Here is a 14,158-nt window from a genome sequence, read left to right on the forward strand (position 1 = left end):
CTAGAATCCACGGGGTGACCCCCGCAGCCCTGGCCGACCTCCTGCGCGCCGTCGCCGTGGACGTGCTCACCGAGCGCGGCCTCGACACCGCGGTGCTGCCCGAGACGGTCACGGTGGAGCGTCCGCGCAACCCGGAGCACGGCGACTACGCCACCAACCTCGCGCTGCGCTCGGCCAAGAAGGCGGGGGTGCCCCCGGCCGACCTCGCCGGCTGGCTGGCCAAGCGCCTCGAGCAGTCCGACGGGATCGCGGCCGCGGAGGTCGCGGGACCGGGCTTCCTCAACCTGCGGCTGGCCGCCGACGCCCAGGGCGGCATCGTCGCCGACGTCCTCGCCGCGGGCGAGGGCTACGGCCACACCGACGCGCTCACCGGCCAGGCGATCAACCTCGAGTTCGTCTCGGCCAACCCCACGGGCCCGATCCACCTGGGCGGCACGCGCTGGGCCGCGGTCGGCGACGCGCTGGGCCGCGTGCTCGCCTCCCAGGGCGCCGCGGTCACCCGCGAGTACTACGTCAACGACGCCGGCGCGCAGATCGACCGGTTCGCCGAGTCGCTCATCGCCGCCGCCGAGGGCCGCCCGGTGCCCGAGAACGGCTACGGCGGGGCGTACGTCGCCGAGGTCGCGCAGAAGGTCGTCGACATCGAGCCCGGCGTGCTCGACCAGCCCGCGGACGAGGAGCTCGCGGCGTTCAAGCGCCTCGGTGTGCAGGTCATGCTCGACGAGATGCGGGCGAGCCTCGAGTCGTTCGGCACCCACTTCGACGTGTGGTCCTCCGAGCTCGCGCTGCACAGCTCCGGCGCGGTCGAGCAGGCCGTGCAGGACCTCAAGGACGACGACGCCCTCTACTTCGCCGAGGGCGCGTGGTGGATGCGCTCCACCGCCCAGGGCGACGACAAGGACCGCGTCGTCATCAAGTCCGACGGGCGCCCCGCCTACATCGCGGGCGACATCGCCTACTACCGCGACAAGCGGGCCAGGGGCGCCGACCTCGCGATCTACATGCTCGGTGCGGACCACCACGGCTACATCCACCGCCTCAAGGCCGTCGCGGCGGCGTTCGGCGACGACCCGGCGCGCGTCGAGGTGCTCATCGGGCAGCTGGTCAACCTGGTGCGCGACGGCGAGCCGGTGAAGATGTCCAAGCGCGCCGGCACGATCATCACGCTGGAGGACCTCGTCGACGCCGTCGGCGTGGACGCCGCGCGCTACACGCTGGCGCGCAGCTCGGTCGACCAGGTGCTCGAGATCGACCTCGACCTGATCTCCAGCCGCACCAACGAGAACCCGGTCTTCTACGTGCAGTACGCCCACGCCCGGCTCGCGTCGCTGGCCCGCAACGCCGCCGACCTCGGCGTCTCGGCCGCCGACCCGGACCTCGGGCTGCTCGAGCACCCGCGCGAGGGCGACCTCATCCGCACGCTCGGCGAGTTCCCGCGCGTGCTCTCCTCGGCCGCGTCCCTGCGCGAGCCGCACCGGGTGGCGCGCTACCTCGAGGAGCTGGCCGGCGCCTACCACCGCTTCTACGACACCTGCCGCGTCCTGCCCCAGGGCGACGAGGAGCCCGCGGGAATCCACACCGCGCGCCTGGCGCTGTGCTCCGCGGCGCGCCAGGTGCTGGCCAACGGCCTGGCCCTGCTCGGCGTCACCGCGCCCGAGCGCATGTGACCCACCCGTCCCACGAGCAGAGCTGGATCCGCTGATGACCCGCGCCCATCCCGCCGGGCCCCGCCACGCCGACGTCCTCCCGCAGCCCGAGGACGGCGCCGGCCCGCCGGACGCCGCCGCGCTCGACGTGCTGCCCGCCGCGGTGTGGCCCCGCCACGCCGCCCGCGGTGCGGACGGTGTCGTGCGCCTCGCCGGCGTCGACGTCACCACGCTGGCCCGCGACCACGGCACGCCGCTGTTCGTCGTCGACGAGGCCGACTTCCGCGCGCGGTGCGCCGAGCACGCCGCGGCCTACGGCGACCCGTCGCTCGTCCACTACGCCGCGAAGGCGTTCCTGACCGCGGAGATCGCGCGCTGGGTCGCCGACGAGGGCCTGGGCCTCGACGTGTGCACCGAGGGGGAGCTGCGCACCGCGCTGCGCGGCGGCTTCCCGCCCGAGCGGATCACGGTGCACGGCAACAACAAGAGCCGCCACGAGCTCGCCGCCGCGCTCGACGCCGGCGTCGGGGCGATCGTCCTCGACTCCTACGTGGAGATCGCCCGGCTCGACGAGCTCGCCCGCGAGCGCGGCCTGCGCGCCCAGGTGATGGTGCGCGTGACCGTCGGGGTCGAGGCGCACACCCACGAGTTCATCGCCACCGCCCACGAGGACCAGAAGTTCGGGTTCTCGCTGGCCGCGGGCGACGCCGCCGAGGCCGTGCGCCGAGTGCTCAAGTCGCCGGGGCTGCACCTCGTCGGGCTGCACAGCCACATCGGCTCACAGATCTTCGACGCCGACGGCTTCGAGCTGGCCGCGCGGCGGGTCATCGGGCTGCTCGCCGAGCTGCGCGACGAGCACGGCGCCGACCACCCCGAGGTCGCCGACGCCCTGGGCACCGTCGACCTCGGCGGCGGCATGGGCATCGCCTACACCGTCGCCGACCAGCCGCGCTCGCCCGCGTGGATGGCCGGGGAGCTGCGTGCGATCGTCGAGCGGGAGTCCGCGCGGGTCGGGCTCACGCCGCCGCGGATCGCCGTCGAGCCGGGCCGCGCGATCGTCGGGCCGGGCACGGTGACGCTCTACGAGGTCGGCACGGTCAAGGACGTCGAGCTCGGCGGGGGCGCCCGGCGCCGCTACGTCAGCGTCGACGGCGGGATGAGCGACAACATCCGCACCGCGCTCTACGACGCCCACTACGACTGCCGGGTCGTGTCGCGCTCGGCCGCCCCGGCGCCGCCGGTGCGCTCGCGGGTCGTGGGCAAGCACTGCGAGTCCGGCGACGTCGTCGTCCGCGACTGCTGGCTGCCCGCGGACCTCGCGCCCGGCGACCTCGTGGCGGTCGCCGCGACGGGGGCGTACTGCTACGCGATGGCCAGCGCGTACAACAAGGTGCCGCGGCCGGCGGTCGTCGCCGTGGCGGACGGCACGTCGCGGACGCTGCTGCGCCGCGAGACCCTCGACGACCTGGCGCGACTGGAGGTGTCGTAGGTGACCGGCTCGATCAACATCGCACTCCTGGGCTGCGGGGTCGTCGGCTCGCAGGTGGTGCGGCTGCTCACCGAGCAGGCCGACGAGCTGGCCGCGCGCGTCGGCGCGCCGCTGCGCCTGGTCGGGGTGGCCGTGCGCCGCCCGCAGCGTCACCCCGACGTCCCCGCCGACCTCCTGACCACCGACGCGGCCGAGCTCGTCAGCCGCGACGAGGTCGACGTCGTGGTCGAGCTGGTCGGCGGCATCGAGCCCGTGCGCGGGCTGCTGCTCACCGCGCTCAAGGCCGGCAAGTCGGTGGTGTCGGCGAACAAGGCGCTGCTGGCCGAGGACGGCGCGGCGCTCGCGGCGGCCGCGGACGAGTCGGGCGCCGACCTCTACTACGAGGCCTCGGTCGCCGGCGCGATCCCGCTGCTGCGCCCCATCCAGCAGTCGCTCGCGGGCGACCGCATCGTGCGCGTCGCCGGCATCGTCAACGGCACCACGAACTTCATCCTCTCGGCGATGGCGTCGTCGGGCGCGAACTACACCGAGGCGCTCGAGGAGGCCGGCCGGCTGGGCTACGCCGAGGCCGACCCCACCGCCGACGTCGACGGTTACGACGCCGCGTCCAAGGCCGCCATCCTCGCGAGCCTCGCCTTCCACACCCGCGTGACCGCCGACGACGTGTACCGCGAGGGCATCCGCGACGTCACCGCCGCCGACATCGCCGCCGCGAAGGCCCTGGGCTGCACGGTGAAGCTGCTGGCCATCTGCGAGCAGACGAACGGCAGCGTGAGCGCCCGCGTGCACCCGGCGATGATCCCGCGCTCGCACCCGCTGGCCTCGGTGTCGGGCGCCTACAACGCGGTGTTCATCGAGGCCGCCGCGGCCGGGCAGCTGATGTTCTACGGGCAGGGCGCGGGCGGCCCGCAGACCGCGAGCGCCGTGCTCGGCGACCTCGTCGCGGCGTCGCGCAACCGCGTCATCGGGGGGCGGGGGCCGCGCGACACCGCGCACGCCGCCCTGCCGGTGCTGGCGATGGGCGACACGCACACCCGCTACCACGTCGCGCTCGACGTCATCGACCGCGCGGGCGTGCTCGCGCAGGTCGCGGGGGTGTTCGCCGAGCACGGGGTCTCGATCGCGACCGTGCGCCAGGAGGGCCGCGGCCACGGGAACGGTGCGGCCGGGCGTGACGCGGACGATGGCGCGCCGGGCCCGAAGGACGCCACACTGGTGATCGTGACGCACTCCGCCTCCGACGCCGCGCTCGCGGCCACCGTCGAGGCGCTCACCGGGCTCGACGCCGTCCAGGGTGTCGCCGGGGTGCTGCGGGTCGAGGGGCTGGGCCGTCCGGTGACCGAGCTGGGGGGTGGATCGTGACCGCTGTGCCGGCCGTGCCCGCGCAGGCGCTGGGCGCCCGCGTCGAGTGGCCCGGCATCATCGAGGCCTACCGTCACCGCATGCCCCGGGTGCAGCCCGGCTGGCAGGTCGTGACCCTGCGCGAGGGCGGCACGCCCCTGCTGCCGGCCCCGCACCTCTCGGAGCTCACCGGCTGCGAGGTCCACCTCAAGATCGAGGGCGCGAACCCGACGGGCTCGTTCAAGGACCGCGGCATGACCGTGGCGATGACCGAGGCCCTCGCCGGCGGCGCGCAGGCCGTGATCTGCGCGTCGACGGGCAACACCTCGGCCTCGGCCGCCGCGTACGCCACGCGCGCGGGCATGACCTGCGCCGTGCTCGTGCCCCAGGGCAAGATCGCGCTCGGCAAGCTGGCCCAGGCGACGGTGCACGGCGCCCGCATCCTGCAGCTCGAGGGCAACTTCGATGCCTGCCTCGAGCTCGCCCGCCGCGCCGCCGAGCAGTATCCGATCGCGCTGGTCAACTCGGTGAACCCGGCGCGCATCGAGGGCCAGAAGACGGCGTCGTTCGAGATCTGTGACCAGCTCGGGCGCGCGCCCGACGTCCACGCGCTGCCCGTGGGGAACGCCGGCAACATCACCGCCTACTGGCGCGGCTACACCGAGTACGCCGGCGACGGCGTCGTCGCGGGCACCCCGCGCATGCTCGGGGTGCAGGCCGCGGGCGCCGCCCCGCTCGTGCACGGCGCCCCCGTCGCCGATCCCGAGACGCTGGCCACGGCCATCCGCATCGGCTCGCCCGCCTCGTGGGACGGCGCCATCGCGGCCCGCGACGAGTCCGCCGGCGAGATCACCGCGGTCGACGACGACGCCATCGTCGAGGCCTACCGGCTGCTCGCCGCCCGCGAGGGCGTGTTCGTGGAGCCCGCGTCGGCGGCGTCGGTGGCCGGGCTGCTGGCGAAGGCCCGCGCCGGGCGTCTCGACACCGGTCAGCTCGTGGTCTGCACGGTCACCGGGCACGGCCTCAAGGACCCGGCGACCGCGCTCGCCGACGCGCCCGACCCCGTCGTGCTGCCGCCGCAGGTCGACGCCGTCGCCGACGCCCTGGGCCTGCGCTGAGCGCCGGGGCGGAGGTGGCGCGCGACGCCGCCCCTCCGGCGGGCACGGTGGTGCGGGTCCGCGTGCCCGCCACGTCGGCCAACCTCGGACCCGGGTTCGACACGCTCGGCCTCGCGCTGGGCATGTGGGACGAGGTCGAGCTCTCGGTCGGCGACGGCGACCGGTGCGTCGTCGACGTCGAGGGGGAGGGCGCGGCGCGGGTGCCCCGCGACGGGCGCCACCTGGTGCTGCGCGCCGCGCACGCGACGTTCGACCGGGCGGGGGTCCCGCGGGTGTCGCTGCGCCTGCGGTGCCGCAACGTCATCCCGCACAGCCGGGGGCTCGGATCGTCGGCGGCCGCCGCCGTGGCGGGAATCGTCGCCGCCCGCGGGTTGTTGTCCTCGACGTCTCCGGTGGACGACGCCACCGTCCTGGACCTCGCGGCCGGGTTCGACGGCCACGCCGACAACGTCGCCGCGTGCCTGTACGGCGGGCTCGTCGTCAGCTGGGGGCACGAGGGGGCGTGGCACGCCGCGCACCTCACGCCGCACCCGGCGCTGCGCCCGGTGGCGCTGATCGCCGAGCGGTCCAGCTCCACCGAGGCCACCCGCGGCCTGCTGCCCGACCGCGTCCCGCACGCCGACGCGGCCTTCACCGCGGCGCGGGCGGCGCTGATCGTGCACGCGCTGACCAGCGAGCCCGAGCTGCTGCTGGCGGCCACCGAGGACCGCCTGCACCAGCCCTACCGGCGGCCCGCCTACCCGGAGACCGCCGCCGCTGTCGACCAGCTGCGCGGCGCCGGCGTCGCCGCGGTCGTCTCGGGGGCCGGGCCGACGGTGCTCGCGCTGACGCTCGACGGCCGCCTGCCCGACGATCTCGACACCACCGGCTTCACCGTGCGCCCGCTGGCCGTCGACACCGAGGGCGCCCGCGCCGAGGTCGTCCGACCGCTCTGAAATCCCCGTTGCGGCACGCGGGGGGTGGTTGTTGCCGGTGGCAGGACCGGGGTCTACATTGAGGGCCACAGCGACCACGCGTGTGGCGCGTCGGCGCCCAGGTCCCGCTCTCCGGGGCCAACCCTCTTCCCCAGCCGTCGGGTTCTCCCGGCGGACGGACACTCATGATCGCTGCAAGAGAATTCCGCGGGCCATCCCACCCGAGATCGACACCCGTCGGTCCGCCGGGCCGGAGCGGCCCCGCGAGCAGCCTCGCCGTGTGCGGGGCGGACACGTCCGCTGGCACGGGTGGTCCCCGGGCCGGTCAGGAAGGACCTGCGTGACCGAAACCGACGTCATCTCCACCGACGGCGCCGACGGCGCTGCGACTCCCGCGCCCGAGCGGCGTCGGCGGGGAGGTGTCTCCGGCATGGTGCTCGCCGAGCTGCGCGACCTCGCGACCTCGCTCGGCGTCTCCGACACCACGGGGATGCGGCGCAACGACCTCATCGCCGAGATCAAGAAGCGGCAGTCCGGCGGGGGCGACCAGCTCCCGCTCGGCGACGACGCCGCGCCCGCCGCGGCGCCGAGCGAGGCCCCGGCCGAGGCGTCCGCCGAGGCGCCGAGCGAGGCCGCGACCGACGCCGGCGCCGGTGACGGCGCGCCGTCCCGCCGCCGTGGCGGTCGCCGCCGCGCCACCTCCGCGTCGGGCCCGCCGCCCGCGGCGGGCGACGCGTCGTCGGCCCCCGAGGCCGGCGAGCCGGCCGCCGCGGCCAACGGCAGCGGCCCCGCCTCCGAGGCGGGCGCCGTGACTGCCGCGACCGACGCCGTCCCCGGCGCCGAGACCGCGGCCGCGGCGGCGACCGAGGCGCCCGCCGGCGACGACGCCCCCGCCGAGACGCCCGCCGAGGCCCCGACCTCGTCGCGGCGCGGCCGCCGCGGCTCGCGTCGCGAGGCCGGCCCGGGCGTGGAGTCGCCCGACGGTGCCGCCGCCGCGGACGCCGAGGCGACAGCGACCGAGACGCCCACCGACAGCACGCCCACCACCGAGCGCACCGACACGACGCCCGACGGCGACGGCGACGGCGGCCAGCAGGGGCAGGGTCAGTCCCGCCGCCAGCGCGAGCGTGACCGTGACCGTGACCGTGACCGCCAGCAGGGCGGCCGGCCCGACCAGAACGGTCAGGGCGGCCAGCAGGGCGGCGGCCAGCGGCAGGGTGGTGGCCAGGGCGGCCAGCAGCAGGGCGGCCAGCAGCAGGGCGGCCAGCAGCAGGGTGGCGGCCAGCAGCAGACCAACCAGCGCGGCGACGATGACGACGACGACGAGGAGGGCGGTGGCCGCCGGCGCGGCCGGCGCTTCCGCGACCGTCGGCGCAACCGCAACGACCGCGGCGAGCGCAACGAGCGCGGCCAGGGCGGCGGCGAGCCGGAGGTCCGCGACGACGACGTCCTCATCCCGGTCGCCGGCATCCTCGACGTGCTCGACAACTACGCGTTCGTCCGCACGTCGGGCTACGCGTCGGGGCCGAACGACGTCTACGTGTCGATGTCGCTGGTGCGCAAGCACGGCCTGCGTCGCGGTGACGCCGTCACCGGCCAGGTGCGCCAGCAGCGCGAGGGCGAGCAGAACCGCCAGAAGTTCAACCCGCTCGTCCGCATCGACTCGATCAACGGGCTCGACCCGGAGGCGGCGAAGCGGCGGCCGGAGTTCACCAAGCTCACGCCGCTCTACCCCAACGAGCGGCTGCGTCTCGAGACCGAGTCGCACCTGCTGACCACGCGCGTCATCGACCTGGTCATGCCCGTCGGCAAGGGCCAGCGCGCGCTGATCGTCTCGCCGCCGAAGGCCGGCAAGACGATGGTGCTGCAGGCGATCGCCAACGCGATCACCACGAACAACCCCGAGGTCCACCTCATGGTCGTGCTCGTCGACGAGCGGCCGGAGGAGGTCACCGACATGCAGCGCTCGGTGAAGGGCGAGGTCATCGCCTCGACCTTCGACCGGCCGCCGTCGGACCACACCTCGCTCTCGGAGCTGGCCATCGAGCGGGCGAAGCGCCTGGTCGAGATGGGTCACGACGTGGTGGTCCTGCTCGACTCGATCACCCGCCTCGGCCGCGCCTACAACCTCGCGGCCCCGGCCTCCGGGCGCATCCTGTCCGGAGGCGTCGACTCCACCGCCCTCTACCCGCCGAAGCGCTTCCTCGGCGCGGCGCGCAACATCGAGGACGGTGGCTCGCTCACCATCTTCGCGACGGCCCTGGTCGAGACCGGGTCGACGATGGACACGGTGATCTTCGAGGAGTTCAAGGGCACCGGCAACGCCGAGCTCAAGCTCGACCGCAAGCTCGCCGACAAGCGCATCTTCCCCGCGATCGACCCCGACCCGTCGGGCACGCGCAAGGAGGAGCTGCTGCTCTCGCCGGACGAGATGGCGGTGACCCACCGCCTGCGCCGCGTGCTGGCCGCGCTGGACTCCCAGCAGGCCATCGAGCTCGTCCTCGACCGGCTCCGCAAGAGCCGGACGAACATCGAGTTCCTCATGCAGGTGGCCAAGACGACGCCCGGCAAGGACGACGACTAGTACCCGATGATGGAGCGAACGCGCTGCTCGTACGCATAGAAGCAGCGAACAGCGCGTTCGCTCCGACGCGGGTTGAGTAGTTCCCCCGGAGACCGGGGGCGGGGTGGCGCCCGAGGCTGTGGTGCATGACAGCCCAGCCCGGCGCCCTCCCCGGACCCTGGTCGGCGATCCTCGACGAGGCGCGCCGCTACCCCTCGCCGCACAACTCCCAGCCGATCGCCGCGCGCGTGCTCGACGATCGCCGCGCGGAGCTGTTCTACGACCTCGACCGCGGCCTGCCCGCCGAGAACTTCGGGATCCCGTTCGCGCACGTGTGCGCCGGGGTGTTCCTCGAGTCCCTCGCGACGGTGGCCGCGGCGCACGGCTGGGCCGTCCGCGAGGACCTGCGCCTCGCCGAGATGGACTTCTCCTCCCCGCAGCGCCATCACCTCCTGGGCACCGTCGAGCTGGCGCCCACACCGGTCACCGACGCGGCGCGCGAGCAGATGGCGGCGTTCCGCCGGCGCCGGACCTCCCGGCGCCCCTACGACCGCCGCCCCGTCGACCCCCGGGTCACCGCCGAGGTCGGGGCGATCGCCGCCGGCATGGGCCAGGAGTTCGGCCGCACCGGCGAGCAGGACCTCGTCGACGACCTCGTCCGGATCAACCAGGAGACCCTGTTCGACGACCTGCGCGACGACGCCGTGCACGCCGAGATCCTCAGCTGGATCCGCACGTCGACGCGGCAGGCGGCCGCCACGCGCGACGGGCTCTCGGCCGAGACCATGCTGATCCCCGGCCCGCTGCTGCGGATCGCGATGCGCCACCGATGGCTGTGGGACCTGCCCGTCGTCGGGGGCCTCTTCCGCCGCGTGTACCTGCGCACCATGCGCGGGGTGCGCGAGCTGGGCTGGCTCACCGGCCCGTTCGACGGCCCCCGCGACCATGTCGAGGCCGGCCGCTGCTTCCTGCGCGTCTGGCTGGCCTTCACCCGCCACGGCGTCGACCTGCACCCCTTCGGCACGGTGATCACCAACCCGCGCTCGCACGCCGCGTTCGTCGCGCGGACCGGCATCGAGGAAGCCGAGGGCCGGATGGCGTGGATGCTCTTCCGCTACGGCACCGGGAAGCCACCGCCGCGGGCGTGGCGGCGCAGCCTCGACGCGATGCTGCTGGACCGGGAGACCACGGCGGTGGCGTCGTGAGGATCCTGTGGTGGCTCCAGGAGCTCCTGGTCGACCTGCTCGGGCGCTCCCCGCGGACCCACGCCCTGCTGCTGGCCCCCGGCTTCGAGCGGCTGCGCTGGTGGCTGGGCCGCCGCCGCGCCGCGCGCACCGCCGCCCGCGCCGCGCGTCGCGTTCCCGCCTACCGCCGGTTCCTGACCGAGCAGGGTGCGGCGGGCGCGGCCTTCGACGCCCTGCCGGAGACGGACAAGGGCTCCTACATCACCCGGTACCCGATCCCGGAGCGCTGCGTCGGCGGGCGCCTGCCGCGCCGCGGGGTCGTCGTCGACGAGTCCTCGGGCTCGACGGGCACCCCGACGAGCTGGGTGCGCGGGCCCGTGGAGCGGCGGGCGTCGCGCGAGGTGCTGCGCGTCGGCTTCCTGCGCCACACCACCCCCGACCGGCCGGTCTTCGTCATCAACGCGTTCTCGCTCGGGGCGTGGGCCACCGGCATGAACGTCACCGCGGCGCTGACCCGGGTCTCGACGATCAAGTCGTGCGGGCCCGACCGCGACAAGATCATCAACACGATGCGGGAGTTCGGCACCGGCTACACCTATGTGATCACCAGCTACCCGCCGTTCCTCAAGGGTCTGCTCGCCGACGACCGGCTCGACTGGGCCGCCTACGACGTGGTCTGCGCCTTCGGGGGCGAGGGGATCAGCGAGGGCATGCGCGACCACATCCTGCGCCGGGCGCGCAAGGTCGTCGGGGCGTACGGGGCCAGCGACCTCGAGATCTCGATCGCCGTGGAGACCGAGTTCACCATCGCGCTGCGCCGGGCGATCGCCGCGGACCCGGCGCTCGCGAGCGCGCTGACCAGGCAGGACGAGTACGGCGTGCTGCCCAACATCTTCCAGTTCAACCCGTACGCCTACCTCGTCGAGGAGAACGCGGCGGGCGAGCTGGTCGTCACCATCACGCGCCCGCAGAACGTCGATCCCCGCATCCGCTACAACATCCACGACCGCGGGCACGTGCTGCGGATGCGCGACGTGCTGCCCGTGCTGCGCCGGTTCGGGCTGACCGACGTGCTCGACGAGCGCGTGCTCGACCTGCCCCTGCTGCTGCAGTACGGCCGCAGCGACTCTTCGGTCGACCACAACGGCGCCGTCGTCCCGCCCGACGGGGTGCGCGACGCCGTCGCCGGCGACCCCGAGCTCGTGGCGGCCGTCGAGAACCACCGGGTGGTGTCGTACGAGGACCGTGCCGGCGACCGCCGCCTGCACCTGGCCCTGCAGCTCGCCGAGGGGCACACCCTCGCCGACCCCGCCGCGGCGGGCCACCGGCTCCTCGCGGCGATGCGCCGGGCCAACCGCGACCTCGACCACGCGATCCGGACGAGCTCGCCGGGCACCGAGCCCACGGTCGGCGTCTACCCCTTCCGCACCGGCGTCTTCGCGGGCGACGGGGCCCGGCTCAAGAACGAGTACCTGTGGATCCTCGACACCGCGGCGGCGGAGGCGGCGGGCCTCGACGAGCAGGTGGTGGCCCCGCGGGACGGGAACATCCCGACCCCCGAGGTGGTTGTCCAGCACAGCGGGCGGTCCTGAGAGAATGGCCCGCACATCCGGTTCCGGTTCACCCCACGCGCACGACGGGGACCCGGCGACCACGACGCGAGAGGACCCCGATCCGTGAAGAGCGGCATCCACCCCGATTACCACGAGACCCAGGTGCTGTGCGGCTGCGGCAACTCGTTCACCACCCGCAGCACCAAGCCGGGCGGCAACATCACCGTCGAGATCTGCTCCGCCTGCCACCCGTTCTACACGGGCAAGCAGCGGATCATGGACACCGGTGGCCGCGTCGCCCGCTTCGAGGCGCGCTACGGCAAGCGCACCCCGAACAAGAAGTAGCTCCCGCGACGCCCGTCGCCCCGCGTCCGCGCGGGGTGGCGGGCGTTCTGCGTGACAGGACCGTTCGGAGGGAGGTCGGGGCATGACCCAGGGGATGACGTCCTCGCCCGGCGTCACCGCGCTGCTCGAGGAGCACGCGGGCCTCGAGGCGCGCCTGGCGGACCCCGACGTGCACGCCGACGCCGCGCTGGCCCGGTCGCTGGGGCGGCGGTACGCGGCCATCTCGCCGGTGGTGGCCACGGTCGGCGACCTGTCCGCCGCCGAGGCCGACCTCGCCGACGCCCGCGAGCTCGCCCGGGAGGACCCGGCGTTCGCCGCGGAGGCCACCGAGCTCGAGTCCCGCGTCGAGACGCTGCGGGCGCGCCTGGCCGAGCAGCTCGTGCCGCGCGACCCCGCCGACGCGAACGACGTGGTCGTGGAGGTCAAGTCGGGGGAGGGCGGCGAGGAGTCGGCGCTGTTCGCCGGCGACCTGCTGCGCATGTACTCCCGCTACGCCGAGCGCCGCGGCTGGAAGGTCGAGGTCCTCTCGGCCACCGAGTCCGACCTCGGCGGCTACAAGGACGTCACCGTGACGGTGACCGCGCCCGGCAGCGACCCCGACGGCGTCTGGTCCTGGTTCAAGTACGAGGGCGGGGTGCACCGCGTGCAGCGCGTGCCCGTCACCGAGTCGCAGGGCCGGATCCACACCTCGGCGGCCGGGGTGCTCGTGTACCCCGAGGCGGAGGCCGCCTCGGCCATCGAGATCGACGAGAAGGACCTGCGCGTCGACGTCTTCCGCTCGTCGGGCAAGGGCGGGCAGGGCGTCAACACCACCGACTCCGCGGTGCGGATCACGCACCTGCCGACCGGGGTGGTCGTGAGCTGCCAGAACGAGCGCTCGCAGCTGCAGAACAAGGCGCGCGCCCTCGAGGTGCTGCGCAGCCGCCTGCAGGCGATGGCCGACGAGGCCGAGCAGGCGCAGGCCTCGGCCGACCGCCGCAGCCAGGTCCGCACCGTCGACCGCTCCGAGCGCGTGCGCACCTACAACTACCCGGAGAACCGGATCTCCGACCACCGCATCGGGTACAAGTCCCACGACCTCGACCGGGTGCTCGACGGCGACCTCGACGGGGTGCTCGACGCGCTGCGCGCGGCCGACCGCTCCGAGCGCATGGCGAAGGCCGCGGACGAGGCGAGCACCTCCTGACCGTGCGCGACCTGCTCGCCCGGGTGACCGCCCGGCTCGCCGCCGCCGGCGTCGCCTCGCCCCGCGCGGACGCCGAGCAGCTCGCCGCCCACGTCCTCGGGATCCCGCGGGGCCGCCTCCTGCTCGCCGATCCCCCCGCCGACGAGGCCGCCCGCGGTGCCCTCGACGACCTGGTCGCCCGGCGCGCCGCGCGCGAGCCCCTGCAGCACCTGCTGGGCACCGCGGTCCTCGGACCGGTCGAGGTGGCCGTCGGGCCCGGGGTGTTCGTGCCGCGCCCGGAGACCGAGGTGCTCCTGGAGTGGGCGCTCGGGCAGCCCGGCTCGAGAGTCGTCGACCTGTGCACCGGCACCGGCGCGCTCGCCCTGGCGATCGCCCACGAGCGCCCGGGCGCCGCCGTGCACGCCGTCGAGGTCGACCCCGCCGCGCTGGCCTGGACCCGGCGCAACCTCGCCGGCTCGCGCGTCGTCCTGCACGAGGCCGACGTGACCGCGCCCGGCGTGCTCGCCGACCTCGCCGGCACCGTCGACGTCGTCGTCTGCAACCCGCCCTACGTCCCCGAGGGCCTGGCCGTCCCGCCCGAGGTCGACGCCGACCCGCACGGCGCGGTGTTCGCCGGCGCCGACGGGCTCGCGGTCGTCCGGCCCGTCGCGACGTTGGCCCACCGGCTGCTGCGGCCCGGGGGAGCGGTGGGCGTCGAGCACGACGACTCGCACCCCGCCGCCGTGCGCGACGTGCTCACCGCGGCCGGGTTCGCCGAGGTCACGACGCTGCCCGACCTCACGGGACGCCCCCGCGTGGCCGTCGGGCACCGGGCCTAGG

At 75.1% G+C, this 14,158-nt stretch carries 11 protein-coding genes; all 11 read left to right on the forward strand.

The window, feature by feature from the left end:
- Window positions 1-14: 14 nt before the first annotated feature.
- The 11 genes from argS to prmC all read left to right on the forward strand — a co-directional run bounded on the left by argS (window position 15) and on the right by prmC (window position 14,157).
- Entirely contained in the window at window positions 15-1,667 is a 1,653-nt protein-coding gene (gene argS / locus ACFPK1_RS29830) for an arginine--tRNA ligase (protein WP_378024578.1), read from the forward strand.
- Between the two features lie 34 nt (window positions 1,668-1,701).
- Window positions 1,702-3,135, forward strand: a complete 1,434-nt coding sequence (gene lysA / locus ACFPK1_RS29835) for a diaminopimelate decarboxylase (protein WP_378024579.1) — start codon at window positions 1,702-1,704, stop codon at window positions 3,133-3,135.
- Window positions 3,136-4,497, forward strand: coding sequence for a homoserine dehydrogenase (locus ACFPK1_RS29840; RefSeq protein WP_378024580.1), 1,362 nt, complete (start codon window positions 3,136-3,138; stop codon window positions 4,495-4,497).
- Between the two features lie 80 nt (window positions 4,498-4,577).
- Window positions 4,578-5,594: a threonine synthase gene (gene thrC / locus ACFPK1_RS29845; protein WP_378024640.1), complete on the forward strand. Its 1,017-nt coding sequence runs from the start codon at window positions 4,578-4,580 to the stop codon at window positions 5,592-5,594.
- 14 nt (window positions 5,595-5,608) lie between these two features.
- Window positions 5,609-6,529, forward strand: a complete 921-nt coding sequence (gene thrB / locus ACFPK1_RS29850; protein WP_378024581.1) for a homoserine kinase — start codon at window positions 5,609-5,611, stop codon at window positions 6,527-6,529.
- Window positions 6,530-6,938: 409 nt separating this feature from the next.
- Window positions 6,939-9,092 carry a transcription termination factor Rho gene (rho, locus tag ACFPK1_RS29855; RefSeq protein ID WP_417281745.1) on the forward strand — a complete coding sequence of 718 codons (2,154 nt, stop codon included), beginning with the start codon at window positions 6,939-6,941 and terminating at the stop codon, window positions 9,090-9,092.
- A 125-nt stretch (window positions 9,093-9,217) separates the two neighbouring features.
- Window positions 9,218-10,276, forward strand: coding sequence for a nitroreductase family protein (locus ACFPK1_RS29860; RefSeq protein ID WP_378024583.1), 1,059 nt, complete (start codon window positions 9,218-9,220; stop codon window positions 10,274-10,276).
- Window positions 10,273-11,847, forward strand: a complete 1,575-nt coding sequence (locus ACFPK1_RS29865; protein ID WP_378024584.1) for a phenylacetate--CoA ligase family protein — start codon at window positions 10,273-10,275, stop codon at window positions 11,845-11,847. Before ACFPK1_RS29860 ends, ACFPK1_RS29865 begins: the two co-directional genes overlap by 4 nt.
- An 84-nt stretch (window positions 11,848-11,931) precedes the next feature.
- Entirely contained in the window at window positions 11,932-12,153 is a 222-nt protein-coding gene (rpmE, locus tag ACFPK1_RS29870; protein WP_337712024.1) for a 50S ribosomal protein L31, read from the forward strand.
- 82 nt (window positions 12,154-12,235) lie between these two features.
- The gene (gene prfA / locus ACFPK1_RS29875; protein ID WP_378024585.1) at window positions 12,236-13,339 is read left to right on the forward strand and encodes a peptide chain release factor 1; all 1,104 of its coding nucleotides are present in this window, start codon (window positions 12,236-12,238) and stop codon (window positions 13,337-13,339) included.
- On the forward strand, window positions 13,336-14,157 hold the full coding sequence (gene prmC / locus ACFPK1_RS29880) for a peptide chain release factor N(5)-glutamine methyltransferase (RefSeq protein WP_378024641.1): 822 nt from the start codon (window positions 13,336-13,338) through the stop codon (window positions 14,155-14,157). The genes prfA and prmC overlap by 4 nt, the downstream gene beginning before the upstream one ends.
- Window position 14,158: the final 1 nt, after the last annotated feature.

The organism is Actinomycetospora rhizophila, from assembly GCF_042657905.1.
GTDB classification, from domain to species: Bacteria; Actinomycetota; Actinomycetes; order Mycobacteriales; family Pseudonocardiaceae; genus Actinomycetospora; species Actinomycetospora rhizophila.